At 59.0% G+C, this 24,850-nt stretch carries 23 protein-coding genes; 1 reads left to right on the forward strand and 22 read right to left on the reverse strand.

The window, feature by feature from the left end; translation table 11 throughout:
• The 5 genes from C1949_RS05600 to rnd all read right to left on the reverse strand — a co-directional run.
• Window positions 1-1,010 (reverse strand): DHA2 family efflux MFS transporter permease subunit (locus tag C1949_RS05600; protein WP_104737497.1); only part of this gene is annotated, 1,010 nt, incomplete at its 3' end.
• A 10-nt stretch (window positions 1,011-1,020) separates the two neighbouring features.
• Window positions 1,021-2,085 carry an HlyD family secretion protein gene (locus C1949_RS05605; RefSeq protein ID WP_104737498.1) on the reverse strand — a complete coding sequence of 355 codons (1,065 nt, stop codon included), beginning with the start codon at window positions 2,083-2,085 and terminating at the stop codon, window positions 1,021-1,023.
• A 36-nt stretch (window positions 2,086-2,121) separates the two neighbouring features.
• Window positions 2,122-2,544 carry a MarR family winged helix-turn-helix transcriptional regulator gene (locus C1949_RS05610; RefSeq protein WP_104737499.1) on the reverse strand — a complete coding sequence of 141 codons (423 nt, stop codon included), beginning with the start codon at window positions 2,542-2,544 and terminating at the stop codon, window positions 2,122-2,124.
• Between the two features lie 136 nt (window positions 2,545-2,680).
• A complete protein-coding gene (locus tag C1949_RS05615) occupies window positions 2,681-2,974 on the reverse strand; it encodes a YcgL domain-containing protein (RefSeq protein WP_104737500.1) in 294 nt (97 codons plus the stop codon).
• Window positions 2,971-4,119, reverse strand: a complete 1,149-nt coding sequence (rnd, locus tag C1949_RS05620; protein ID WP_104737501.1) for a ribonuclease D — start codon at window positions 4,117-4,119, stop codon at window positions 2,971-2,973. The genes C1949_RS05615 and rnd overlap by 4 nt, the downstream gene beginning before the upstream one ends.
• A 319-nt stretch (window positions 4,120-4,438) precedes the next feature.
• Between rnd and C1949_RS05625 the strand changes: the two genes are divergently transcribed.
• Complete coding sequence (locus C1949_RS05625) at window positions 4,439-5,857, forward strand: methyl-accepting chemotaxis protein (RefSeq protein WP_104737502.1); 1,419 nt, start codon at window positions 4,439-4,441, stop codon at window positions 5,855-5,857.
• 36 nt (window positions 5,858-5,893) lie between these two features.
• Here the strand turns inward: C1949_RS05625 and C1949_RS05630 are convergent, their stop codons facing one another.
• The 17 genes from C1949_RS05630 to leuC all read right to left on the reverse strand — a co-directional run bounded on the left by C1949_RS05630 (window position 5,894) and on the right by leuC (window position 24,756).
• Entirely contained in the window at window positions 5,894-6,172 is a 279-nt protein-coding gene (locus C1949_RS05630; protein WP_104737503.1) for a ComEA family DNA-binding protein, read from the reverse strand.
• Between the two features lie 151 nt (window positions 6,173-6,323).
• Entirely contained in the window at window positions 6,324-7,538 is a 1,215-nt protein-coding gene (locus C1949_RS05635) for an O-succinylhomoserine sulfhydrylase (protein WP_104737504.1), read from the reverse strand.
• 46 nt (window positions 7,539-7,584) lie between these two features.
• The gene (gene purF, locus C1949_RS05640) at window positions 7,585-9,090 is read right to left on the reverse strand and encodes an amidophosphoribosyltransferase (protein WP_104737505.1); all 1,506 of its coding nucleotides are present in this window, start codon (window positions 9,088-9,090) and stop codon (window positions 7,585-7,587) included.
• Window positions 9,091-9,138: 48 nt separating this feature from the next.
• Window positions 9,139-9,621, reverse strand: a complete 483-nt coding sequence (locus tag C1949_RS05645) for a CvpA family protein (protein ID WP_104737506.1) — start codon at window positions 9,619-9,621, stop codon at window positions 9,139-9,141.
• A gap of 68 nt (window positions 9,622-9,689) precedes the next feature.
• Window positions 9,690-10,271, reverse strand: coding sequence for an SPOR domain-containing protein (locus tag C1949_RS05650; protein ID WP_104737507.1), 582 nt, complete (start codon window positions 10,269-10,271; stop codon window positions 9,690-9,692).
• Window positions 10,264-11,556, reverse strand: coding sequence for a bifunctional tetrahydrofolate synthase/dihydrofolate synthase (gene folC, locus C1949_RS05655; RefSeq protein ID WP_104737508.1), 1,293 nt, complete (start codon window positions 11,554-11,556; stop codon window positions 10,264-10,266). Before folC ends, C1949_RS05650 begins: the two co-directional genes overlap by 8 nt.
• On the reverse strand, window positions 11,556-12,455 hold the full coding sequence (gene accD / locus C1949_RS05660) for an acetyl-CoA carboxylase, carboxyltransferase subunit beta (RefSeq protein WP_104737509.1): 900 nt from the start codon (window positions 12,453-12,455) through the stop codon (window positions 11,556-11,558). Before accD ends, folC begins: the two co-directional genes overlap by 1 nt.
• A gap of 66 nt (window positions 12,456-12,521) precedes the next feature.
• Complete coding sequence (gene trpA / locus C1949_RS05665; protein WP_104737510.1) at window positions 12,522-13,325, reverse strand: tryptophan synthase subunit alpha; 804 nt, start codon at window positions 13,323-13,325, stop codon at window positions 12,522-12,524.
• A gap of 11 nt (window positions 13,326-13,336) precedes the next feature.
• Window positions 13,337-14,554, reverse strand: coding sequence for a tryptophan synthase subunit beta (trpB, locus tag C1949_RS05670; protein WP_104737511.1), 1,218 nt, complete (start codon window positions 14,552-14,554; stop codon window positions 13,337-13,339).
• On the reverse strand, window positions 14,547-15,200 hold the full coding sequence (locus C1949_RS05675) for a phosphoribosylanthranilate isomerase (protein WP_268236180.1): 654 nt from the start codon (window positions 15,198-15,200) through the stop codon (window positions 14,547-14,549). The genes trpB and C1949_RS05675 overlap by 8 nt, the downstream gene beginning before the upstream one ends.
• Window positions 15,201-15,215: 15 nt before the next feature.
• Window positions 15,216-16,076, reverse strand: a complete 861-nt coding sequence (gene truA, locus C1949_RS05680; protein ID WP_104737513.1) for a tRNA pseudouridine(38-40) synthase TruA — start codon at window positions 16,074-16,076, stop codon at window positions 15,216-15,218.
• Window positions 16,076-19,024, reverse strand: coding sequence for a FimV/HubP family polar landmark protein (locus tag C1949_RS05685; RefSeq protein ID WP_104737514.1), 2,949 nt, complete (start codon window positions 19,022-19,024; stop codon window positions 16,076-16,078). Before C1949_RS05685 ends, truA begins: the two co-directional genes overlap by 1 nt.
• 179 nt (window positions 19,025-19,203) lie before the next feature.
• Window positions 19,204-20,223, reverse strand: a complete 1,020-nt coding sequence (locus C1949_RS05690; protein WP_170063008.1) for an aspartate-semialdehyde dehydrogenase — start codon at window positions 20,221-20,223, stop codon at window positions 19,204-19,206.
• A gap of 102 nt (window positions 20,224-20,325) precedes the next feature.
• Window positions 20,326-21,438, reverse strand: a complete 1,113-nt coding sequence (gene asd, locus C1949_RS05695; RefSeq protein WP_104737516.1) for an aspartate-semialdehyde dehydrogenase — start codon at window positions 21,436-21,438, stop codon at window positions 20,326-20,328.
• Window positions 21,439-21,518: 80 nt separating this feature from the next.
• A complete protein-coding gene (leuB, locus tag C1949_RS05700; protein WP_104737517.1) occupies window positions 21,519-22,601 on the reverse strand; it encodes a 3-isopropylmalate dehydrogenase in 1,083 nt (360 codons plus the stop codon).
• A gap of 71 nt (window positions 22,602-22,672) precedes the next feature.
• Window positions 22,673-23,317, reverse strand: coding sequence for a 3-isopropylmalate dehydratase small subunit (leuD, locus tag C1949_RS05705; RefSeq protein ID WP_104737518.1), 645 nt, complete (start codon window positions 23,315-23,317; stop codon window positions 22,673-22,675).
• 11 nt (window positions 23,318-23,328) lie between these two features.
• Window positions 23,329-24,756 carry a 3-isopropylmalate dehydratase large subunit gene (leuC, locus tag C1949_RS05710; RefSeq protein WP_104737519.1) on the reverse strand — a complete coding sequence of 476 codons (1,428 nt, stop codon included), beginning with the start codon at window positions 24,754-24,756 and terminating at the stop codon, window positions 23,329-23,331.
• Between the last annotated feature and the right edge of the window lie 94 nt (window positions 24,757-24,850).

A 24,850-nucleotide genomic window follows, 5' to 3' on the forward strand; every position in this document is an offset into this window, starting at 1 on the left:
CGCGCATCCACCCGTCCCGACAACCGGCCGACGATCATCATCGCAACCATGGTGCCGACGCCACGGGGCGCCAGTACCAGCCCCACATCGATCACCGGATAATGCTTCAGGTTCTGCAGAAAAGGTGGCAACAGCGCCATGGTCGCAAGCAGGATGATACCGACAACAAAAATCATCATCAGCCCGACCGAGAGATTGCGGTCCCTGAACATCTGCGGCTCAAGAAAGGGGTGCTCGCGGCGGGTCATGATATGCACCACAAACAGGTACATACCGAGTACGGCCAGAACCGCCTCGATCCAGACTTCAGAGCTGGCAAACCAGTCCAGAGTCTCTCCCCGGTCCAGCATCATCTGTAGCGCACCGATACCCAGCGCCAGAAGCAAAAAACCCGTCAGATCAAAACGCCGACCACGGTTGGTCTCGGTTTCCGGCAGAAAGGCAACCAGCCCCAGCCAGGCCAGAATGCCAAATGGCACATTGATGTAGAACACCCAGCGCCAGTTGTAGTACTCCGTCAACCAGCCGCCCAGCGATGGCCCGAGAATGGGACCAACCATCACCCCAACACCCCACACAGCCATCGCCGAGCCGTGTTTCTCTGGCGGGTAGGTATCAAGCATGACCGATTGCGATAGCGGCACCAGAGAAGCGCCGAAAACACCTTGCAGCAAACGAAACAATACAATCTGATCAAGACTCTGGGCTGCACCGCACAGCATCGAAGCCAGGGTGAACCCTACCACCGCACTGAGCAGCACCCGCTTGCGTCCGAAGTGACTGCTGAGAATGCCGGTCAGCGGCATACAGATGGCTGCGGCCACGATGTACGAGGTCAGAACCCAGGAAATCTGGTCCTGGGTGGCCCCCATACTGCCCTGCATATGGGGCAACGCGACGTTGGCAATCGTGGTATCCAGCGCCTGCATGATGGTCGCCAGCATCACCGATAACGTAATCAAGCCACGTCTCATCGCCACGTTATCACCCTGCACCGCTTCCGCGTTCATGCCGGTAGCCTCACAACGACCAGCCAAGCAGGCTGCGGCGATGACCGGTATCCACCTCAACCAGGCTACTCAGCCCTGCCAGCAGCGCCGGGCTGCCTTCCTCGGGCTGCAGGCGGATGCGAACGGGTACCCGTTGCACGATCTTGACCCAGTTACCAGTGGCATTCTGCGCCGGGATAACCGAGAACTCGGAACCCGTAGCAGGACTGAGACTTTCAACCACCCCATGCCAGACCACGTCGGGATAGACATCAATATGCACTTCAACATCCTGCCCGGGGCGAACGTAGGTCAGATCGGTTTCCGGAAAATTCGCTTCCACCCAAGGATTCTCCGAACCGACCAGTGACGCAGCGATGCTGCCCGCATGCAGATATTGGCCTAGCTTCGGTAGATTGCTGACAATCCCCGGCAACGATGCCAAGACCGTGGTACGGCGCAGATTCAACTTTGCTTCGTCCAGTTCTGCCTGCGCAGCAAGATAACGCGGGTGCTCCTCGACCGGCGTGTCGACACTGCCGCCCAGCATTTGTGCGAGGCGCTCCAGCTCCTGTTGCAGCACAGTCACTTCCTGACGCGCCAAATCGTTGGCCTGCTGCGCATCATCAAAAGCAGCAGCAGAAATGTACTGTTTGCTCAACAGGCTCGACTGCCGCTGCTCTTCCCTGCCGGCGAAATTGGCGCGAGTGCGCTTGAGCACCAGTTGTGCCTGGGTCTCCCGGTAGTTGGCCTTGAGCGCAGCCAAATCAGTACGCACCTGGGCGAGCTGCGCTTCAGCCTTACTGACGGCGATCTCAAACGGGGCGGCATCGATACGGAACAGCGGCTGCCCGGTCTCGACCAGTTGGTTTTCCTTTACCAGCACGTCGGTGACCATGCCGGAAACTTCTGCGCTCACCGGCACCTTGTCGGCGCGCACGTAGGCATTCTCAGTTTCGACGTAGCGTCCGCCATTGAGGTAAAAAAGCGCACCTCCCGTCAGCAGCAAGCCCGGCAGCATGAACATCAGCAAGAAACGCCGCCTGCCGGATGAAGCGGTTCGAGGAGTTTTCGGGTTATCGGTATTGTCAGTCATGCAATGAACTTCCGTAGGTCACGATCAGAGTCCTGCTCAGACGAGCAGGCGTTCGCGGATATGGGTGAGCGCCTTCATCAGTACGGCGATCTCGTCATCACTCAGGCCATCAAGCACCCTTGCCGTGATCGACTCGCTTAGCTGTTCGAACATCGCGATATAAGGCTCTGCTGCGGGGCGCAGGTATAGCTGGAACGCGCGACGGTCGATGGGGGACTTGCGCCGCTCAATCAGCCCCAGCGCTTCCAGTTGATCAAGCAGACGGGTCAACGTAATTGGTTTGATTTCCAGAACCTCCGCCAGCTCAACCTGGCGGATACCTTGACTGCGGGCGATGTAAACCAGCACACGCGACTGCGCCTGAGTGAGGGAGTGGTCACCGCGCTCTGACTGAAAAGTGCGCCTGAGCAGGCGATAGACATCGGCGATCAGAAAGCCGAATCGGGGCTTGGCAAGCATATGAAAGCACCACTTATAGTAAGCAATGCACACAATATGACTTGGTTACAAAATGTGTCAACAACCAGACGTCGGGCGCACAAACAAAAAAGCCGTCGCGATGGCGACGGCTTTTTGAAAGGACGCGGTTCAGACGCTAGACCGGGTCATTGCGATTAAGCAACTCCGGCGGCAGATGCTGAATGTAGTCGTCCTCCTGCGGCGGCATCTGCAGGTGAAAGCCCTGCTCCCTGAGGTTATCCAGTACCGTCAGGATATCCTCCTGTGCCAGCTTGCGCTCTTCGTGCAGCACCAGATCCATAGCGTGCTCGCCTTTGCCAAAGAGCTGTAGCAAGGCGTCTGGCAGATCACTCAGCCCTTTTTCACGCGGCACGTACAGGTACATACCCTGTTTCTTGGTGCTGCGAAAAATGGAACACAAAACCTTCATTCAACTACCTCCACCGCACTGTTGGCGGCCTTGAGCAATGCCTCGCCCATCAGCTCACGACGCCAGCCAAACAGCTCATCGGGCAGCCGATAAGGGCCATTGGGGAAACCGGTGCGCACCATGGCCTCCAGCACCTTCTTGCGCAGCATGATTTCGGCGGCAATCCCCCGCTTCTCTGCTTCCTGTTGCCCAACCTTGCGCAACACCTTCAGCAGGCGGTTTGCAGCAGACGGCAGCGGTTCCGGCAGGGTCTGCGGATACTCAGCAGGTGCAACAGCACGGCCCTGGCGGATCAGTTGGAGCAACGTCTCACCTTCATGGCGCACCGTGCGCGGATGCATGTCCTCAATACGCGAAAGGGCCTGAAGGGTGTCGGGCTGACGCTGGGCCAAAGGACACAGAGTGCGCTCGCGCAGCAATCGGTTACGGGCCACGTTCCGCGCCTTGGACTCGCGCTCACGCCAGGCCGCAAGCACGCGCAGGACTGCTAGCTCAGCGGGTTTTAACCGCCACGCCTGCTTGACCTGGGTGTAGGCGAGATCGGGATCAATGCTCTGGCCGGAAGCAGCAACCTGCTCTGCGGTGTCCGCAAACAGCCAGTCAGCAACCCCTGCATCCGCAATACGGGGCCCAAGAATATGGTAAATCTCGGCCAAGTGTTGGGCATCACGCGCAGCATACTCAATCTGCGCCTCACTCAACGGCCGCTGCAACCAGTCTGAACGCGTCTCATCCTTCGGCAGGTCTATATCCAGCAGCGCACTGACCAGACGCGAGTACCCCATCGAGAAATCCATCCCGAGAAAGGCTGCCGCAAGCTGAGTATCGAATAGCGGAACCGGCATCGCACCACACAGGCGGGAGAAGACCTCCAGGTCTTCGCTGCAAGCGTGCAATACCTTTACCACCGACAGGTCCTGTAACAGGGCAACAAAAGGCGACCAATCAGTAATCTTCAAAGGATCAATCAAGGTCGCGCGTTCGCCGTCACCGATCTGAATGAGCCCCGCAATAGGGTAAAAGGTCTCAGTGCGAACGAACTCGGTATCCACCGCAACAAAGGGCAGCTTTCGCCATTGGGTACAGCTACGAGCCAGCTCGGCATCGTCGTCAATCATCACAGGTTGCGTCAGCGCAGGGGTCATGTGCAGTCTTTCCTGGGGCCTGCTCCGCTTCGTCAAGAAACGAAAAACCTCGCCAAGTCGGGCGATGGGGCACAGGCAATGGTGATTCCCTGGGCAGATCCGGTAACGCTGCGTGGCGATTTTTCGCACACGTCAAAGGAAAGGCCCTGAAGTTGCACGCAGTATAACCGATGCGCTCGCGCCCTGCCGTAGCGTCTACCCCGCGGGAAAGCTTCAAGTTTGACCGGGATCAACCGATATATCAGAGTGACGACAGATACTGGCGCCCTTTTTCCGCGTGCCTGGACGGTCAACTGTTCAAACATGCTTTGGAGTATGCATGCAATCCTTCAAGAACCTGCCGCTAAAATTCAAGTTCTGGGCATTAAACGGCGTCGCCTTCGCTGCGACTCTGATGCTCGTACTGGTCGCCATCTGGGTTGAGCAACACAGTATTGAGCAAACGCGACAGGAACTGGCTCAGGTACTCGCCAGCGAGCAACCAGCCAACGGCAAGGTTCACGGACTAAACTGGATTACACTGCCAAATGGCGCACAACCGGCGCCGGGGCGATGGCTGGAAGCAAGCCAGTTAGGCTCCGATCAACAACGATACACCGGTGCCTGGACCGCCAGTGATGGCCGAGCGCTGGCCGTCGAGCACCTGGGCTTCATCGCTCTATTGATAGAGCGCGCGCCTCTCTACGCAGGGGTAGTGACAGTCCTTATGCTGATGGTGCTGTTTTTCTCCCAATTACTCATTCTGTTCATTACTCGCCACATCATCACCCTGCGCGACGTCATGCTGGCCGTCGAGAACAGCGGCGACCTGACCCTCCGCGCGCCCTGCAGTGCACATGACGAGGTCGGCTCCATGGCGCGCGCATTCAATGCAATGCAGGAAGCACAACAGAAAGTCGTCGGCGCGGTTCGCCAGGCAGCATTGGAGCTCGATCAACGCTCCCGCGGGCTGGCCGACACCATGATCCGCATGCGAGACGGAATGATCGTCCAGCAGGGGGAAACCGACCAGGTCGCCGCCGCAGTAAATGAAATGAGCGCTACCGTGCAGGACATTGCGGGCAGCACCTCACTTTCCCGCGACCAGTCGAATCAAGCCAATACCCTCGCAACCCGTGGTCGTGATCAGGTCTATCAGGTTCGCAAGACCATCACTGGGCTGGTCACCAGTATTGACCGTTGCACCGAGCACATGCACCAGCTGTCGACCCACAGTCAGGAGATCAGTGGCGTGGTGCGTGTCATTCGCGAGATTGCCGAACAAACCAATTTGCTGGCTTTGAACGCCGCCATTGAAGCAGCACGCGCTGGCGAATCTGGCCGCGGTTTCGCTGTCGTGGCAGATGAGGTGCGCGCGCTGGCCCAGCGAGTGCAAAATTCGACGGATGATATTCAGCGCATGATCGAGGCGCTGCAGGGTGGAACCGAGGTTGCCGTTGAAGACATGCAGGCCAGTGCCAGCCTGACCCACGACTCGGTGCAGCAAGTTGCAGACGCAGGTGAATCATTGCAGGAGATCGCTGACGCCGTGAGTCAGATCAGCGAGGGCAATAGCGAAATAGCCTCGGCGGTAGAGCAACAAAGTATGGCTGCCGATGCCATCACCCAGAGCGTAGTGGAGATTCGCGACGTCACCGAGCGCACCGTAGAGCAAACCGCACAAAGCGCTGATACCAGTGACCAACTGGCCAAGCTGGCACATCAACTGACTGAAGCCGTCAGCCGTCTGCGAACCTGAAACAACAGACGGCGCCCGAAGGCGCCGTCACAACCGCTACTCCAGGACAATCCGCCCTTGGTTGTTTGCCAGCGTGCTGGCCCCGATACCCTTCACCTCCGCCAGAGACTCTACCGAGGCAAAGGCGCCATGCTCGGTGCGATAGGCGACGATGGCATCAGCCTTGGCCTGTCCCACACCCTGCAATACCTCGGCAATTTCGGCAGCCCCTGCGGTGTTGATATTGACCGTAGGCCCGGACGCTTCCTGCGCCCAGCTCGGCGATACCAGCAGTACACTCAGGGCCAGGCCCAATGCAGCAACAAGACGACGCATATATCTTCCTCCGTGTAATTAATAAACGCCGCACTGAAGGAACATCACTCCAGCGGTATCCCTGCGGCACGAAGGACGCTAAACCAAAAAGGCCGAAGAGCGAATCACTCTCCGGCCTTGATGTGACCAAACACGCAACCGCGCAAACAACTCAGCTCTGGGCGTCGAAACCGCGCTGTAGATCAGCCTTGATATCTGTGAGCTCCTCCAGCCCGATAGCCAGACGAATAAGGCCCTCACGGATACCCGCCGCTTCGCGGGCCTCGACACTCAGACGGCCATGGGTGGTGGTCGCCGGGTGAGTGATAGTGGTCTTTGCGTCGCCCAGGTTGGCAGTAATGGAAACCAGCCGGGTCGCATCGATGAAACGCCAGGCAGCCTCTCGCCCACCCCTCAACTCGAAGCTCACCACCGCACCAAAAGCACTCTGCTGTGCCTTGGCCAGTGCGTGCTGCGGATGTGACGGCAAACCCGCGTAGTAAACACATTCAACTTCCGGGCGCTGCTCAAGCCACTCGGCAATCTGCTGCGCCGACTCGCAATGGGCACGCATACGAAGGCGCAGCGTTTCCAGCCCCTTGAGGAATACCCAGGCATTGAACGGGCTGAGGGTCGGTCCAGCCGTCCGCAAAAAGCCCACCAGCTCCTGCATGTGCTCACGACGGCCGACCGCCACCCCGCCCATGCTGCGGCCCTGACCATCAATGTACTTGGTGGCAGAATGCACGACGATATCCGCGCCCAATGCCAGCGGCTTCTGCAGCGCCGGCGTACAGAAGCAGTTGTCGACCACCAGCAAAGCCCCCTGCTCACGGGCAATCGCGCCCAACGCGCCGATGTCACCCAGCTCAGCCAGCGGATTGGACGGAGACTCCATGAAGAACATCCGGGTGTTTGGTTTGCAGGCCACGCGCCAGGCCGCCGTATCCGTCAACGGCACGTAATCCACTTCAATGCCAAAGCGCTTGAAGTACTTTTCAAACAGGGTGACGGTGGCACCGAATACGCTGCGAGATACCAGAATATGGTCGCCGACCGAGCACAGGCTCATCACTGTTGTCAGAATGGCCGCCATACCGGAGGCGGTAGCAACCGCCTGCTCGCCGCCTTCCATGAGCGCAATACGCTCTTCGAAGGTCCGTACGGTCGGATTCATATAGCGTGAGTAAACATTGCCGCTGGTCTCACCGGCAAAACACGCTGCGGCGTCAGCAGCACTACGAAACACGTAGCTGGAAGTCAGGAACAGCGCCTCGCCGTGCTCTGCCTCCGGTGTACGACGCTGACCGGCGCGCACCGCCAGGGTATCAAAGCCAACGCCGTCCAGATCGCTGTCCAGTCGGCCGGCCTGCCATTCTTCGGTCATTCGAGAACCTCATTCATCCAGTGGCAGCCCGCGCCGCCACTCAGCATCAGTTGTTATGCAGATCGATGATCGCGCTGACTCGCTGGCCAGTCGACTTGGCAGCGTCGTTGCGCGCTTGCTCGATACGGTCCAGATACTGTTCATTGACGTCGCCAGTCACGTATTCGCCATCGAAGACCGCGCAATCGAAGTGCTCGATCTTGACCTTGCCACCACCAACAGCATCTTTCAGGTCATCAAGATCCTGATAGATCAGCCAGTCTGCGCCGATCAGCTCGGCAACCTCGTCTGTGGTACGGCCATGAGCAATCAATTCGTGAGCACTCGGCATATCGATGCCGTACACATTCGGGTAGCGCACTGCCGGTGCAGCGGAACAGAAAAACACCTTCTTCGCGCCCGCTTCACGGGCCATCTGAATGATCTGCTTGCAGGTGGTGCCGCGCACGATCGAGTCATCGACCAGCAACACGTTCTTGCCGCGGAACTCGAGATCGATAGCGTTCAGCTTCTGGCGCACCGACTTCTTGCGCGCAGCCTGGCCTGGCATGATAAAGGTACGACCGATGTATCGGTTCTTGACGAACCCTTCACGGAACTTGACGCCCAACTGGTTGGCCAGCTCAAGTGCCGAGGTGCGGCTGGTATCGGGAATCGGAATGACTACATCGATGCCGTGGTCGGGGCGCTCGCGCTGGATCTTGTCTGCCAGCTTCTCACCCATGCGCAGACGCGCCTTGTAGACCGACACACCGTCCATCAACGAGTCAGGCCGCGCCAGATAAACGTGCTCAAAAATACACGGCGAGTACTGTGAACTTTCCGCGCATTGGCGGGTATACAGGCGGCCATCCTCAGTAATGTAAACAGCCTCACCCGGTGCCAGATCGCGAATCAGGGTGAAGCCAAGCACGTCCAACGCCACGCTCTCGGATGCAATCATATACTCGACACCTTCGTCGGTATGACGCTGGCCAAAGACAATCGGCCGAATTGCGTTGGGGTCTCGGAAGCCGACGATGCCGTATCCAGTGATCATCGCCACCACCGCATAACCACCGCGGCAACGCTTATGCACCTGACTGACGGCAGCGAATACGTCCTCCTCAGTGGGCTGCAGCTTGTTACGCACGGCCAGCTCATGGGCAAATACGTTCAGCAGCACTTCGGAGTCGGAGGTGGTATTCACGTGACGCAGGTCAGACTCGTAGATTTCACGCGACAGCTGCTCAACGTTGGTCAGGTTCCCGTTGTGCGCCAAGGTAATACCATAGGGGGAGTTCACGTAAAACGGCTGCGCCTCGGCAGAACTGGAGCTGCCTGCAGTCGGATAACGGACGTGACCGATGCCCATCTGGCCGATCAGACGTTGCATGTGGCGCTGATGAAACACATCACGTACCAGCCCGTTATCCTTGCGCAGGAACAGCCGCCCCTGATCGCTGGTTACAATGCCGGCGGCGTCCTGGCCGCGATGCTGCAGGACGGTCAAGGCATCATAGAGCGCCTGATTGACGTTCGATTTGCCCACTATGCCAACAATGCCACACATGCCTGAGTACCTTCTCGATTAAGGGCGGCTCTGTCCGGGAGTGCCGGATCAGCGACCCGCCATTTGCAGAATGAGATTTTTCGACCAGTCAGCGACCAGCAGAAAATGGGGAATCACCACCGATTCACGCCACCAGGCATCCGCCTCAACGGGGGCCAGGCTCAATAAACCGACTGCGACTACCACCAGCAGCGCACCACGCGCTGCGCCGAAAACCATGCCAAGAAAGCGGTCAGTACCGCTGAGACCGGTTGCCTTGACCAACTGACTGATCAGATAGTTAACCAGCCCGCCCAGCAACAGCGTCATGACAAATAGAATGGAGCACGCGGCGATAACCCGCAGGGAAGGAGTTTCGATGTAGGGCACCAGCAGCTCAGCAAGTGCGCCACCGAACAGCCAGGCAACCAGTCCTGCAATAATCCACGTCAGCAGGGACAGTGCTTCCTTGACGAAGCCTCTGGTCAGGCTGATCAGGGCCGAGACTGCAATGATGGCAACGATAGCCCAGTCAACCCAGGTCAAAGACACGATTAAGTACCCTGTTCTACAAAGGCCGCCATTCTAGCAGAGCTGCACCGCCCATCGAAACAGCAGAATCAGTCTCGACCGCTGTCCGCATCAAAAGCGACAACAAACCCTTTACTACCGCGCTTGCGCTCCAGCTCGTCACGCAGCCGATTCGCCGCCTCGCGGCTGGCCAGCGGGCCGACGTAGACCCGGGTGATGGGCTTGCCCTGCACCGTTGCGCTGTGGGTATAAGCGTTGTACCCCTGGGTACGCAGGTCCTTGCTGAGGCCTTCAGCATTCGCTGCGCTCGAAAAGCTGCCCAACTGAATTACCCAATCGCCCGTAGCGGTTACAGCAGCAGGCGCCGGTTGCTCAGCCTCGGGCTCCGGCTCCACAGCCGGGGCCGGAGCAGACTCGGCAACAGCAGGAGCAGGCACGTCTGGTGGAGCTTCTGACAGAGAAGCAGGCATCTCCGGTACAGCCGCCGGTTCCGGCAATGCGGCCGGTGCAACAGGCTCCATCAGTTGCGAATCCAGAACCGGCGCCTCAGGCACTTCGACTTCAACCTGCACGGTCTCGTCCTGCCCCGACAGCAACATCGGCAAAAACACCACCGCGGCAATGATCAGCACAACTGCGCCAATGATGCGTTGCTTCAGACCTTCATCCATCCTCAGATACTCCGGCATGTTCAGATAGCCAGAGTATGGCTTCGGCGACGGAGAAAAACGACCCGAATATCACAACTTCCGTACCGGCATCGGTGCTATCCAGGGCCTGCTCGATCGCCTGCGCAATAGAATGACAGCTCAGAGCACACTCGCCAGCCGCAGTCAGTCCCGCACTCAACACCTGAGCCGGTCTGCTCCGAGGGCTTGGCAAGGGTGCGGTGAACCACTTCGTAAACATCCCGTGCAGTTCAGCCACCACGCCATCAAGGTCCTTGTCAGCCAGCAAGCCAAACACCGCTACCCGGTGACGCGTCGCATCGGCACGCAGACTTTCTGCCAGAAACCGTGCAGCATGCGGGTTATGACCGACATCCAGTCGCAGATCACGACAGCTGCCATGCCACATTACCTGCCGCGCTTCCAGCCTCCCAGTAGCGCTGGCAGACTGCAAGGCCAGGCCGATTTGCGCATCAGCAAGGTCAAGACCGGCTGCCCAAAACGCCTGTAGCGCCACAGCCAGATTATCCCGCGGCAGGCCGACTGCAGGCAGCTGGAGTCGCCGCGCCCTGCCAGCCCCGTCAACGCCTTCGACGACCCAGTTACCATCACCGACTGCCTGAACCGCAAAATCGCGATCACGCACATACAGCTGACAGTTAAGCCGGGTAACCGCATCGGTGAAGGTCGCAGGCAGGTCTCGCTCGCCACTGACAACCGGATGCCCTGCGCGCATGATGCCAGCCTTCTCGAACGCGACCGACTCACGGGTCGAGCCCAGGTATTCCTGATGATCCAGGCCGATGCTGGTGACTACCGCCACATCCGCATCCACCACGTTGACCGCATCCAGGCGCCCGCCCAGACCAACCTCCAGCACGACAGCATCCAGCTCGGCACGCTGGAACAACCAGAACGCGGCCAGCGTGCCGAACTCAAAGTAAGTCAGGGAAATATCACCGCGCGCCTGGTCAATGGCAGCAAAGGCGGCACAGATCGACTGATCGTCTGCCAAGTCCCCATTTAGACGGATGCGCTCATTGTATTGGAGCAGATGCGGAGAGGTGTAGCATCCGGTGCGCATACCACTGGCTCGCAGCAACGACTCCAGTGCGGCACAGGTCGACCCCTTGCCATTGGTACCGGTGACGGTAAAAACACGCGGGGCCGGACGGAGCACGTCCAGTCGCTCCGCGACCGCACGTACTCGATCCAGCCCCATGTCGATTTCGCTGGAATGCAAGGCCTCCAGCACGGCCAGCCATTCGGCAAGACTACGTTGCGACATCAGGCCTCGTCGGCAACCTCTGCCTCAGGTGCCGGAGCGGGTGCCGGTGCGCCAGTCATCATGGCCAGCAGGCTGGCCAGTCGGTCGCGCATCTCCATGCGGGACACGATCATATCCAGTGCCCCGTGCTCCAGCAGAAACTCACTGCGCTGGAATCCGGCAGGCAGCTTCTCACGCACGGTTTGCTCGATAACACGCGGGCCGGCAAAACCGATCAACGCATTGGGCTCAGCCACATTCAGGTCGCCCAGCATCGCCAGACTTGCCGACACACCGCCATAAACCGGATCGGTCATAACCGAGACGAACGGGATGCCTTCTTCACGCAGGCGCGCCAGCGCGGCACTGGTCTTTGCCATCTGCATCAGTGAGAACAGCGCTTCCTGCATGCGCGCACCACCGGAGGCAGAGAAGCAGACATAAGGCACGCGATCACGCAGTGCAGCCTCAGCGCCACGCACGAAACGTGCCCCGACCACACTGCCCATCGAGCCACCCATAAAGTTGAACTCGAACGCGCTGGCTACAATAGGCGCGCCTTTGAGCTTACCCTGCATGACGACCAGCGCATCTTTCTCTCCGGTTGCCTTCTGGGCTGCGGCAAGACGATCCTTGTACTTCTTGCTGTCGCGGAACTTGAGACGGTCTACCGGCTCCAGCTCTGCTCCCAACTCAGTGCGATCTTCCGGATCGAGAAAGATATCCAGACGACGACGTGCACCAATGCGCAGGTGGTGGCTGCACTTTGGGCAGACATCCAGATTTTTCTCCAGCTCGGGCCGGTACAGCACCGCATCACAGGACGGGCATTTACGCCAGAGCCCCTCGGGTACGCTGCTTTTCTGTGCTTCGGAGCGCACGATGGAGGGAATCAGTTTGTCCACCAACCAGTTGCTCATCGCCTTTCCTTCTCTGAAATTGTCTTGTCAGCCTGCCCTTCGTCAAACGAAGGCACAGAGCATTGTTCAGCGGTCCATTGAACTGCGCATTTCAGCCACGATCGCGGCGATAGCCGCTCGTGCCTGGTCCGGATTCTCCGCATTGGCGGCAATCTGACTGACCAGCACCGAGCCCACCACCACACCATCCGCGACCTCGGCCACCGCTGCTGCCGTGGCGCCATCACGAATACCAAAGCCAACACCAATCGGCAGATCGGTCACCGTGCGCAGCATGTCCAGTTTCTTAGCTACATCGGTGACGTCCAAAGCACTGGACCCGGTCACACCTTTCAGAGAAACATAATAGACATAACCGCTTGCCTGCTCACAAATCCTGCGCGCACGCTCAGCCGTTGTAGTCGGCGCAAGCAGAAAGATAGTGTCCAGCCCCTGGCCCTTGAACAGAGGAACAACGTCAGTCGCCTCTTCCGGCGGCAGGTCAACGGTCAACACGCCGTCAACCCCGGCATCGGCTGCAGCCTTGGCAAACTGTTCGTAACCCATTTTCTCGATCGGGTTCAGATAGCCCATCAACACGACCGGCGTTTCAGCATCGCGACTGCGGAACTGGCGCACCATCTCGAGTACCTGGCTCAGGCTAACGTGATGCGCCAGAGCACGCTCCATCGCCAGTTGGATAACCGGACCATCGGCCATCGGATCGGAAAACGGAATGCCCAGCTCGATAACATCGGCACCCGCCGCGACCAGGTCGTGCATCAGCGGCAGCGTCACCTCCGGCGTCGGATCACCAGCAGTAATGTAAGGGATAAGCGCCTTGCGACCAGCAGCCTGCAAAGCGGAAAAACGGGCTTCAATTCGGCTCATGAACGTCTCTTTTAAATGCTGATGCCGTCAATACTGGCGACGGTGTGAATATCCTTGTCACCACGACCGGACAGGTTGATCACGATGATCTGGTCCGGGCTCATGGTTGCCGCCAGCTTCATACCGTAAGCAACTGCATGACTGGACTCCAGCGCCGGCATGATACCTTCGACGCGGGTCAACTCACGGAAAGCGTGCAGCGCCTCACCATCAGTTGCATCGACATAATCAACCCGGCCGATATCCTTCAGCCAGCTGTGCTCGGGACCAACACCCGGGTAGTCCAGGCCCGCGGACACGGAATGCGTCTCGATGATCTGCCCCGCCTCGTCGGACATCAGGTACGTCCGATTGCCGTGCAGAACACCGGGCTTGCCGGCGCTCAGTGGCGCTGCGTGTTCTCCGGTTTCGATACCGTGACCACCCGCCTCGACGCCGTACATACGGACACTCTCATCGTTAAGGAACGGATGAAACAGGCCAATAGCGTTGGAGCCACCGCCAACACAGGCGACCAGTGCATCGGGCAAGCGGCCGGCCTGCTCCAGGCACTGCTGACGCGCTTCGCGACCAATCACGCACTGAAAATCACGCACCAGTTCCGGATACGGATGCGGCCCGGCAACCGTGCCGATAATGTAGAAGGTGTCGTCGATATTGGTCACCCAATCACGCATAGCTTCGTTCATCGCGTCTTTCAGCGTGCGGGAGCCGGAGGTGACGGGGATGACTTCCGCTCCAAGCAGTTTCATACGGTAAACGTTCAGCGCCTGGCGACGCACATCCTCGGCGCCCATATAAACCTGACACTTCAGGCCCAGACGCGCCGCGACGGTGGCAGTAGCGACGCCGTGCTGACCGGCACCGGTTTCGGCAATCACTCGTGGCTTGCCCATAAACTTGGCCAGCAGTGCCTGACCAATGGTGTTATTCACCTTGTGCGCGCCGGTGTGATTAAGGTCCTCGCGCTTCAAATAGATCTTTGCTCCGCCAACCTTCTCGGTCAGATGCTCAGCAAAGTACAGCGGCGACGGGCGACCAACGTAGTGGGCCAGATCACGATCAAATTCGGCCTGAAACTCGGGATCGGCAGACAGCTTGCGGTACACATTTTCCAGCTCGTCCAGCGCCTCCATCAACGTCTCGGAGACAAAACGACCGCCATAGGGGCCAAAGTGGCCGCGCGCGTCAGGGACCGCGGAATAATCGATGGGGTTGGAGTCAGACACGCTTCACCTCTTGTACAAACGCGTTAATTTTTGCCACATCCTTGATGCCCTTGCTCGCCTCAACGCCACCACTGACGTCAACGGCCCAAGGGCACATTTCACGGATCGCCTGATGCACATTGTCTGCTGTTAGGCCCCCGGCCAATACCAGGTTCCAGTCACGCTTGACCGGCACCAGGCGCCAGTCAAATACCTCGCCGGTACCACCCGGTACGCCCGGCTTGTAGCTGTCAAGCAAGATGCCGCTGGCACCGGGCCAACGGGCCGCAACGTCGGTCAGTTGCTCGGCATTCTGCACCCGGACGGCTTTCAGGAACGGTCTCCCAAACTGGCGGCAATACTCGTCAGTTTCGTCGCCATGAAACTGCAGCACATCGAGTGGAACCTGAGAGAGCACTTCACGCACAGCATCCGGTTCAGCATCCACAAACAGCCCGACAGTCGTCACAAACGGTGGCAACGCGGCCACAATGTGAGCAGCCTGACGGGCATCAACGGCTCGAGGACTAGGCGCGTAAAACACCAGCCCGATCGCATCAGCACCGGCCTCAGCCGCCGCCAGTGCGTCCTCGACCCGGGTAATTCCGCAAATTTTTATGCGTGCCATGGACCTAAGCTCTGCCGATAAGGGGCTCGATGTTAGCAGATCGAGGCATGGGCGTCAGTTCGCCACATCAGGCAGTGCTGACAGGAAATGCGGCCCGAGATAACGCCCCGGCAAAGCAAAGGAATCAGGGTAGGTCACATCGACCAGATATAAGCCGTAGGCTGGCGCAGTCAGACCACCCTGCGCCCGATCACGCACGTCGAGCACCTGCTGTGCCCACTCCACCGGTTGCTCACCGCAGCCAATCTGCATCAAGACCCCGGCAATATTGCGCACCATGTGATGCAGGAATGCATTCGCACGAATATCCAGCACGATAAAACGGCCGAACTCCAGCAATTCGAGGTGGTGGATAGTCTTGATCGGCGATTTGGCCTGACAGCCCACCGCGCGATACGACGTAAAATCATGAGTGCCTACCAGCGCCGTGGCGGCAGCGCGCATACGCGCGACATCCAGCGGGCGATAATTCCAGGTTACTTCGTGAGCAAGGTGAGCCGGGCGAATCGGATCGTTATAGATCACATAGCGATAACGCCGGGCAACAGCAGAGAAACGCGCATGAAAGTCCAGGCCAATCGGCGTTACCCAACTAAGTGAAATATCCGCCGGCAAATTGGCATTGGCACCGTGAATCCAGTTTCGCGGCGAACGGACCGCGTCGCTGTCAAAATGAATGACCTGACAAGACGCATGGACGCCCGCATCAGTGCGCCCGGCGCAGAATATCTGTACCGGATGATTGGCTACACGGCTAAGCGCCTTCTCAACAGCTTCCTGGACGCTCGGAACACCCGGCTGCTGACGCTGCCATCCACGATAAGCCGTGCCCTTGTATTCAACACAGGCCGCCACCCTTGAAACAACTGCGGCCGCCTCAGGGGCGGCCGCAGTTGCTACTTCGTTTTCACTCATCAATCAGCCAGACGCTCCATCATGCTCTGAGCTTCCTGCTTCTGCTGGTCATTGCCCTCTTCGATCACCTCGTTGAGGATATCCCGAGCCCCTTCCTGATCGCCCATATCAATATAGGCGCGGGCCAGGTCCAGCTTAGTCGCGCACTCATCAGTACCAGACAGGAAGTCAAACTCGTCATCTTCGTCGTCGAGCGCATCAACAGCCGGCGGGTTTGGCGAAGCGTCATCACCAGTCAGCGTACCTTCATCCAGCTCCGGCAATTCAAAATCCTCAAGCGGCAACTCTGCCTCAGCTGGCAACTCAACATCTTCAGGCAACACAAGATCCTCAGGCAGGTCGAACTCGGTAGCGCTCTCATCCGACAGTGCACTCGCCTCGTCAGACAACTCAAGCGAGACCTCACCAAGCTCAGCGTCACCGGCCTCAGGCGCTTCATCACTCAGCGCAGCGAAGTCAGCCATCAGGTCATCTGCTTGCAGCTCATCTGTCATCGCCAAGTCAAAATCAGGTTCCAGCGACGGTGCGGCTGAATCCTGTGCCGACTGACCTTCCTCGTCCGGCAGTTCCAATCCATCAACATCGAGCTCAAAATCGTCCAACTCAATGCTCTTTACTTCGTCACTCGGCAGCTCGGGCTCAAAGGCTGGAGGACTGGCCGGCTCGCCATTCTCAGCCGCGGCTTCGAGCGTGCTGTCTTCCAGGTCGAAGTCGAGATCAAAGCCATCGGCCTCGGCTTCGGCAGCCGGCTCTTCAGCAACCGCTTCGAATGGAATATCGGCCGCAGGCGCAGCAGAGTCACCACCGAGATCAAACTCACTGAAATCGAAGTCCATGTCGTCATCCGCTTCGCTTGCCTCACCATCGGCACCTGCAGTCAGCGAATCGGGCTCTGACAAACCACCTTCATCCCACTGCGCGGCAGCAGCCGCAGCACCGGCCGCTGCGGCAGCCATCAAGGGGAAACGTGCATCAAGCTCAGCAACCCGGGCTGACTGGGGATCAGCGGCAACAACGACAGCACGCTGCTCAAGGTAGCCTTCGCTGTGATCCAGCAGCCCCTCGACCTCCATCAACTTCAGGCGCAACTCTTCCCGCTGAGGATCGGCTGCAACAGCCGCCACCAACACGTCTCGTGCTTCCTGGGGCTTGCCGTACGCGAGCAGCGCATCGGCCTCGACCAACGGATCAGCAGCCAAATCCAGCTCATCACCAGCATCCAGACCTTCCGCGTCGGCCAAGGCCACATTGAAATCGTCACTATCCTCGTTGAGGTCCGCATCCTGTCCAGCGGCATCGGCAATAAAGTTATCAGCCATAGCTTCTTCACGACGGGCGTTACGGCGCGATATCGACATCAGCACCAGCAACAACAGCAGGACAGCGACAACACCACCACCGATCATCAACATCTGATTCTGCATCAGGCCCTTGATGACCGACATCGGATCACTCGCCGGCTCCGCGGCCGGGGCTGGCTCAACCGGCGCAACAGGCGCCGGCTCTGGGGTCGGCTCCGCCTCAGCAGCAGCTTCAACCGGCGCTGGCTCGACAGCTGGCTCAGTGGACTCTTCGCTCGCTGGCTCTTCAGCCGCATCCATTTCTTCTGCAGCAGGCTCAACGGCGACGGTTTCGTCGACCGGCTCTGCCTCGGTCGCAACGTCCGCCTCAGTCGCAGCATCACCCTCTGTCGCCACTTCCTGCTCGGCCTCAGCGACGACCTCCGGCTCACCAGCGTCAGCAGTCACAGCCGCATCGCCACCGGCTTCAGCAACCTGTTGCTGCAACGCGGCCAACTGCGCATCTTTCAGTTCCAGCAGACGCTGCAGTTTTTCGAGCTGGCCTTGTACGTCGCCCAGGCGATCGGTCATCTCTGCCTTTTCGCGCTCAGCAGCATCCAACTGTTCCTTGGTCCGGTCCAGTGCGTCACGCAGTTGCTGACCGCCTTCCTCCGCACTCTGGTCGCCAGCCGCTTCAGCGGCTGCACCTTCGGTGCCCGACACGAGACGCAACGAATCCTGTCCGTCTACCGCCTCGGGAGCAGCACCAGCTGACTGACGCTCGCGGGCATCCAGCTGCGGTGCCTGCGCCTGGGCAGCCGTTGGCGCACGGCGCCGATCACGCCAGGCGCTATTCTGTGCAGCGACCTCGGCAATGGCTTCGGCGTTAGTACGACCAGTCGCCTGTTCAGCGCTCGGCAGCGTCAACGTCTGCCCGGCCTTTAACTGGTTGATATTACCGTTAACGAAGGCGCTCGGATTCAGATCCTGAATCGCCAGCATGGTCTGGTGAACGCTTGCACCCTGCGGACGGTTACGTAGCGCAAGCTCCCACAGCGTGTCAGAACGCGTAGTTGTCAACTGTCCATCGCGAGCCGCTGCGGCTGGGCGCGTGGAAGAAGACGATGAAGGCGCTGCCGAGGCCGGCGCCGATACCGCAGCGGCAGAAGCAAGTCCTTCCGGGCTCGGACGGGCCGGTGCCACCTGAGGCGCGATAGAAGAAGAGACTGGTGCGCTGACGCTGGAGCTGCTGACAACCGGCGCAGGCTGATACATCGGTGGATCAAGCAGGATGGTGAACTCACGCAGCACGCGCCCGGAGGGCCAGCGCACTTCCATCAAGAAGTTGAGGAACGGCTCATTGACGGGGCGATTTGATGTGACGCGAATGACCGAGCGCCCATTAGGCTTTACGACTGGCTGGAACTTCAGGTCGGTCAGGAAAAAAGTTCGGTCAATGCCAGCCCGCCCGAAGTCATCAGGCGATGCCAGCATCGTCCGGATTTCATCACCGGACAGGTCACGAACCTGCGTAAGATCAATCTCGGCATCCAGCGGCTGATTCAGCGCGGAGTTCAGATGGATATCGCCTACCCCCAACGCGTGAACCATTCCGGATGACATCACGGCACTTGCTGCGGCGACAGCGATAACCAATTTACGAACCATAGCGAAAATCCTTTGCTCTTATCGTTTTTTCACGTCTCAACGCACCCTGTTGCTCAGACTGGCCTACGCCAAAGGCTCCCCACCCGGCCCGAGCATGTTGCAGCTGCAACGTAACGCCCAAACGGTCTTTGTCCTGCAAAACCTAACCTGCTTGATACAAAAACACTAGCAAGTATCGATTACAAATAGTCTTTTATCAATAAGTCGGCTATCGCCAGACTGTTAAGTGCGACACCTTTTCGCAGATTATCAGACACAATCCACAAATGAGTAGTGTTCGGCTCGGCCGCATCCTGACGAATACGTCCCACCCAGACTTCGTCAGACCCGGTCGCGTCCGTTATCGGCGTTGGAAAACCACCTGCCCCTTCCTTGTCCAATACCTTGATTCCCTTGACCCGCCGCAGGATGTTACCCACCTTTTTACTGTCCAGCGGCTCAGCCGTGGTGACCTGCATCATCTGGGCGGTACCGTAAAATAGCGGCACCATGACGCAGCTTGCCAGCACTGGCACATCCTTCAGCCCGAGGACGTCAACAACACCATTTACCAGATCACGCTCCTCGCGGCTGGCACCGGATGCGTCAATATCGCTGGTGCACGGCAGCAAATTGAACGCCGCCTGCTTGTCGAGCGCACCACCCTTCTCAATCGGCTGACCATTGAGCAGTCGACCGGTCTGCATGGCCAGTGCTTCCACCGCCGCTTTGCTGTGGGTGGACATCGATTGGTAGGTAGAAACACTCACGCGCTGCAGCGTCGACATCCCCGCCAGCGCTTGCAGCACCAGCGCGCTCTGCACGACCTGGGCATCAGGACAGGACACCGCTCGGCGGCCGACCGCATCGGCCAGAGCAGCCGTATTGACCCCGGCGACAACGCTGGCACCCTGCCCGGCCAGCAGTCCGGTCGTATCCACAACCAGCGCTCCGGCATCACGGATATTGCCGATGCATTGCAGACCGAATTCGCGGTCACCTGCCACAATGGCAACCGCAACCGATGAGAAATCAAAGCTTGAGAGCGCTTCGACCCGGACGCTCTGGCCCTTGATCATGCGGCGCTCACCCGCCTCGTCGTCAACATCGACCAGCGCGACGGAGGAGAACGTGTACTCATGCTCGTCCAGCATGTTGACCAGCATGTCACCCGCTAGACTGCTGACACCGACAATCGCCACACCTGATGCTTTGCTCATACCCTGCCCTTCATCTATTTCATGCATTACATAAACACAAAGGGCATCCCGACGAAACGGGATGCCCTGATCGTTACCGCAAACGCGCCAGACGCGCCGCGATCAACCTTCCTGCAGAATTCGCAGCATGCGGCGCAGCGGCTCGGCGGCGCCCCACAGCAGCTGGTCACCTACAGTAAAGGCCGACAGATACTGCGAGCCCATGTTCAGCTTGCGCAGACGGCCAACCGGTACACTCAACGTGCCGGTAACAGCAGTCGGGGTCAGGCCAACCAGAGTATCTTCCTTGGTATTGGGAATCACCTTGGACCACGGGTTGTGCTCAGCCAGCATGGACTCGATGTCCGCCAGCGGCACATCTTTGTTCAGCTTGATAGTCAGCGCCTGGCTGTGGCAACGCATGGCGCCGATACGCACGCAGATGCCATCAACCGGGATCGGGCGACCGCTGCGACCGATGATCTTGTTGGTCTCAGCCTGCGCCTTCCACTCTTCACGGCTCTGGCCGTTGGGCAGTTGCTTGTCGATCCACGGGATCAGGCTGCCAGCCAGCGGCACGCCAAAGTTGTCAGCGGGAAAGGACTCACTGCGCAGGGTCGAGGCAACAGTACGGTCGATTTCCAGAATCGCACTGGCCGGGTCAGCCAACTGATCGGCAACCGACGCGTTGATCGCGCCCATCTGGCTGATCAGCTCACGCATGTTCTGTGCGCCAGCACCACTGGCGGCCTGATAGGTCATCGCGCTCATCCACTCGACCAGTCCCTGATCGAACAGGCCGCCGAGCCCCATCAGCATCAGACTGACGGTGCAATTGCCACCAACGAACGTCTTGGCCCCGTCACGCAGCGCCTGATCGATGTTACGACGGTTGACCGGATCCAGCACGATAACCGCCTCGTCCTCCATGCGCAGAGTGGACGCAGCGTCGATCCAGTAACCTTTCCAGCCCTCAGCACGCAGCTTGGGATACACCTCACTGGTGTAGTCACCGCCCTGGCAGGTAATGATGACGTCCATCGGCTTGAGTGCTTCAAGGTCAAAAGCGTCCTTGAGCGCGGGAATGTCTTTACCAATATCCGGGCCCTTACCGCCCACGTTGGACGTGGTGAAAAACACCGGATCAATGTCAGCAAAATCATTCTCGTCGCGCATGCGTTGCATCAGCACAGAGCCGACCATGCCACGCCAACCAACCAAACCAACTTGTTTCATAACAACAACCCCCGTGGGGTAACAGATTCAAAGACACATACGCCCGGCCGAAGCCGGGCGTAAATGGATAGTCAAACAGATTACAGGTTTTTCAGTGCTGCTACTACGGCATCACCCATTTCCACGGTGCCGACCTTGCGGCAGCCTTCGGACTGAATGTCACCGGTGCGCAGGCCCTGATCAAGCACCTGGCTGACCGCCTGCTCAATGGCATCAGCTGCCGCTACCTGCGCAAAGCTGTAACGCAGCATCATGGAGACCGACAGGATGGTCGCCAACGGGTTGGCAATGCCTTGGCCGGCGATATCCGGCGCACTGCCGTGACACGGCTCGTACATGCCCTTGTTGTTCACATCCAGCGACGCCGACGGCAGCATGCCAATGGAGCCGGTGAGCATGGACGCCTGATCGGAGAGGATGTCGCCAAACATGTTGTCGGTAACGATTACGTCAAACTGCTTGGGCGCACGGACCAGCTGCATCGCCGCGTTGTCGACGTACATGTGCGACAGCTCGACTTCCGGGTAATCCTTCGCCACTTCTTCGACTACCTCACGCCACAGCTGACTGGACGCCAGTACGTTGGCCTTGTCGACCGAGCAGAGCTTCTTGTTACGCACCATTGCCATATCGAAACCGACCTTGGCAATGCGGCGCACTTCGCTTTCGCTGTAAGGCAGCGTGTCGTAGGCCATACGCTCGCCATTTTCCAGCGTGGTGCGCTCCCGTGGCTTGCCGAAGTAGATACCGCCGGTCAGCTCGCGCACGATCAGAATATCCAGGCCGGAAACCACTTCAGGCTTCAGGGTCGAGGCTTGCGCCAGTTGCGGATACAGGATGGCCGGACGCAGATTGCCGAACAGCCCCAGTTCAGAACGGATCTTCAGCAGACCGCGTTCAGGGCGCAGCGCCGGATCAATAGTGTCCCACTTCGGGCCGCCAACGGCACCCAGCAACACCGCGTCAGCGGCGCGAGCGCGGTCGAGGGTTTCGTCGGCCAACGGCACACCATAGCGGTCGTAGGCGGCCCCACCCAGGTCGTCGAAACTCAGCTCGAAGCCGAGATTGAACTTGCTGTTGGCCACTTCCAGCACCTTGACCGCTTCGGCCATGATCTCCGGACCAATACCATCGCCCGGCAGGATCAGAATCTGTTTGCTCATGTGTATCCTCATAATCATTCATGGTGCACAGCGCAGCCCGCTGTGCACCCGTTGTTCAGGTGCGGAACCTGTCAGCCGTTGCGAAACAGCCAGGGTTGACGCTGTTTGTGACCGGCTTCAAAGGCGCTGATCGCATGGGCATCGCGCAGGGTCAGGCCGATATCATCCAGGCCGTTGAGCAGACAATGCTTACGAAAGGCATCGACTTCGAAGGCGTACTGTTTTCCGTCAGGACGGGTCACCGTCTGCGCTTCCAGATCCACCGTCAGTTGATAGCCTTCAGTGGCTTCACACTGCTCGAACAGCTCATCAAGCACCTCATCCGGCAGAATGATCGGCAACAGGCCGTTCTTGAAGCTGTTGTTGTAGAAAATATCGGCGAAGCTCGGTGCGATGACCGTGCGGAAACCGTACTCGTCCAGCGCCCAGGGCGCATGCTCACGAGACGAACCACAGCCGAAGTTCTCACGCGCCAGCAGCACACTGGCGCCCTTGTAACGCGGAAAGTTCAGCACGAAATCTTCGTTGATCGGGCGCTTGGAGTTGTCCTGATTCGGCTGACCGACATCCAGGTAGCGCCACTCGTCAAACAGGTTCGGACCGAACCCAGTGCGTTTGATCGACTTCAAAAACTGCTTCGGAATGATCTGATCGGTATCGACGTTGGCACGATCAAGCGGACAGACCAGGCCGGTATGTTGGGTAAAAGCTCTCATCGGGGCACTCCTCAGGCCTGCATCAATTCGCGAACATCAATAAAACGACCGGTCACCGCAGCGGCCGCAGCCATTGCCGGGCTCACCAGGTGGGTACGCCCACCGTTGCCCTGACGTCCCTCGAAGTTGCGATTGGAGGTGGACGCACAATGCTCGCCACTTTCCAGCCGATCCGGGTTCATCGCCAGGCACATGGAGCAACCGGGCTCACGCCATTCAAAACCGGCTTCGATAAAGATCTTATCCAGCCCTTCCTTCTCGGCCTGCGCCTTGACCAGGCCAGAACCCGGAACGACCAGCGCCTGCTTGACGGTGGCTGCCACCTTACGACCCTTGGCCACGGCCGCTGCTGCGCGCAGGTCTTCGATCCGCGAGTTGGTGCAGGAGCCGATAAACACGCGATCCAGCTTGATGTCGGTGATCGGCTGGCTGGCAGTCAGGCCCATGTACTTGAGCGCACGCACGATGGAGTCACGCTTGACGGCATCACTCTCGGCGGCCGGGTCCGGCACGTTCTGATCAACCGCCAGCACCATTTCCGGCGAGGTACCCCAACTGACCTGAGGCTTAATGTCTTCAGCGCGCAGTTCAATGATGGTGTCGAAGTGCGCATCAGCGTCAGAGACCAGATCTTTCCAGGCCTCGACCGCACGATCCCACTCGGCACCCTGCGGCGCAAACGGACGACCCTTGACGTATTCGATAGTTTTTTCATCAACCGCCACCATGCCTACACGGGCACCGGCTTCGATGGCCATGTTGCACAGGGTCATACGGCCTTCGACCGACAGATCGCGAATCGCACTGCCGGCAAACTCCAGCGCGTGACCGTTGCCACCCGCGGTACCTATCTTGCCGATCACAGCCAGCACGATGTCCTTGGCGGTCACGCCAAAGGGCAACTGTCCTTCAACGCGTACCTGCATGTTCTTCATTTTCTTGGCGACCAGACACTGGGTTGCCAGCACGTGCTCGACCTCGGAGGTGCCAATACCGTGTGCCAACGCACCAAAGGCGCCGTGGGTAGAGGTGTGCGAGTCACCACAGACCACCGTCATGCCCGGCAGGGTTGCGCCCTGCTCCGGACCAACCACGTGGACGATGCCCTGGCGCACGTCGTTCATCTTGAATTCGAGGATACCGAAGTCGTCGCAGTTCTCGTCCAGGGTTTTGACCTGGATGCGCGAGACTTCATCCGCGATGGCTTCCAGACCACCCTGACGCTCAGCCTTGGTGGTCGGCACGTTGTGATCCGGGGTGGCGATGTTGGCGTCGATGCGCCAGGGTTTGCGGCCAGCCAGTCGCAGCCCTTCAAACGCCTGTGGCGAGGTCACTTCGTGGAGAATGTGACGATCGATATAGATCAATGCAGAACCATCATCCCGTTGTTTGACAAGATGGTTATCCCACAACTTGTCGTAAAGCGTTTTCGCAGACATGGGTTACTCCTGGGCATCAGACTGTGGCCACCGTCCCCTGCAACTGCAGGCCCTGCGGCGACTCTTTCACTGGGTACAGAATAAATTTTACCCA

It is taken from the genome of Halopseudomonas oceani (genome assembly GCF_002903165.1).
Lineage (GTDB): Bacteria > Pseudomonadota > Gammaproteobacteria > Pseudomonadales > Pseudomonadaceae > Halopseudomonas > Halopseudomonas oceani.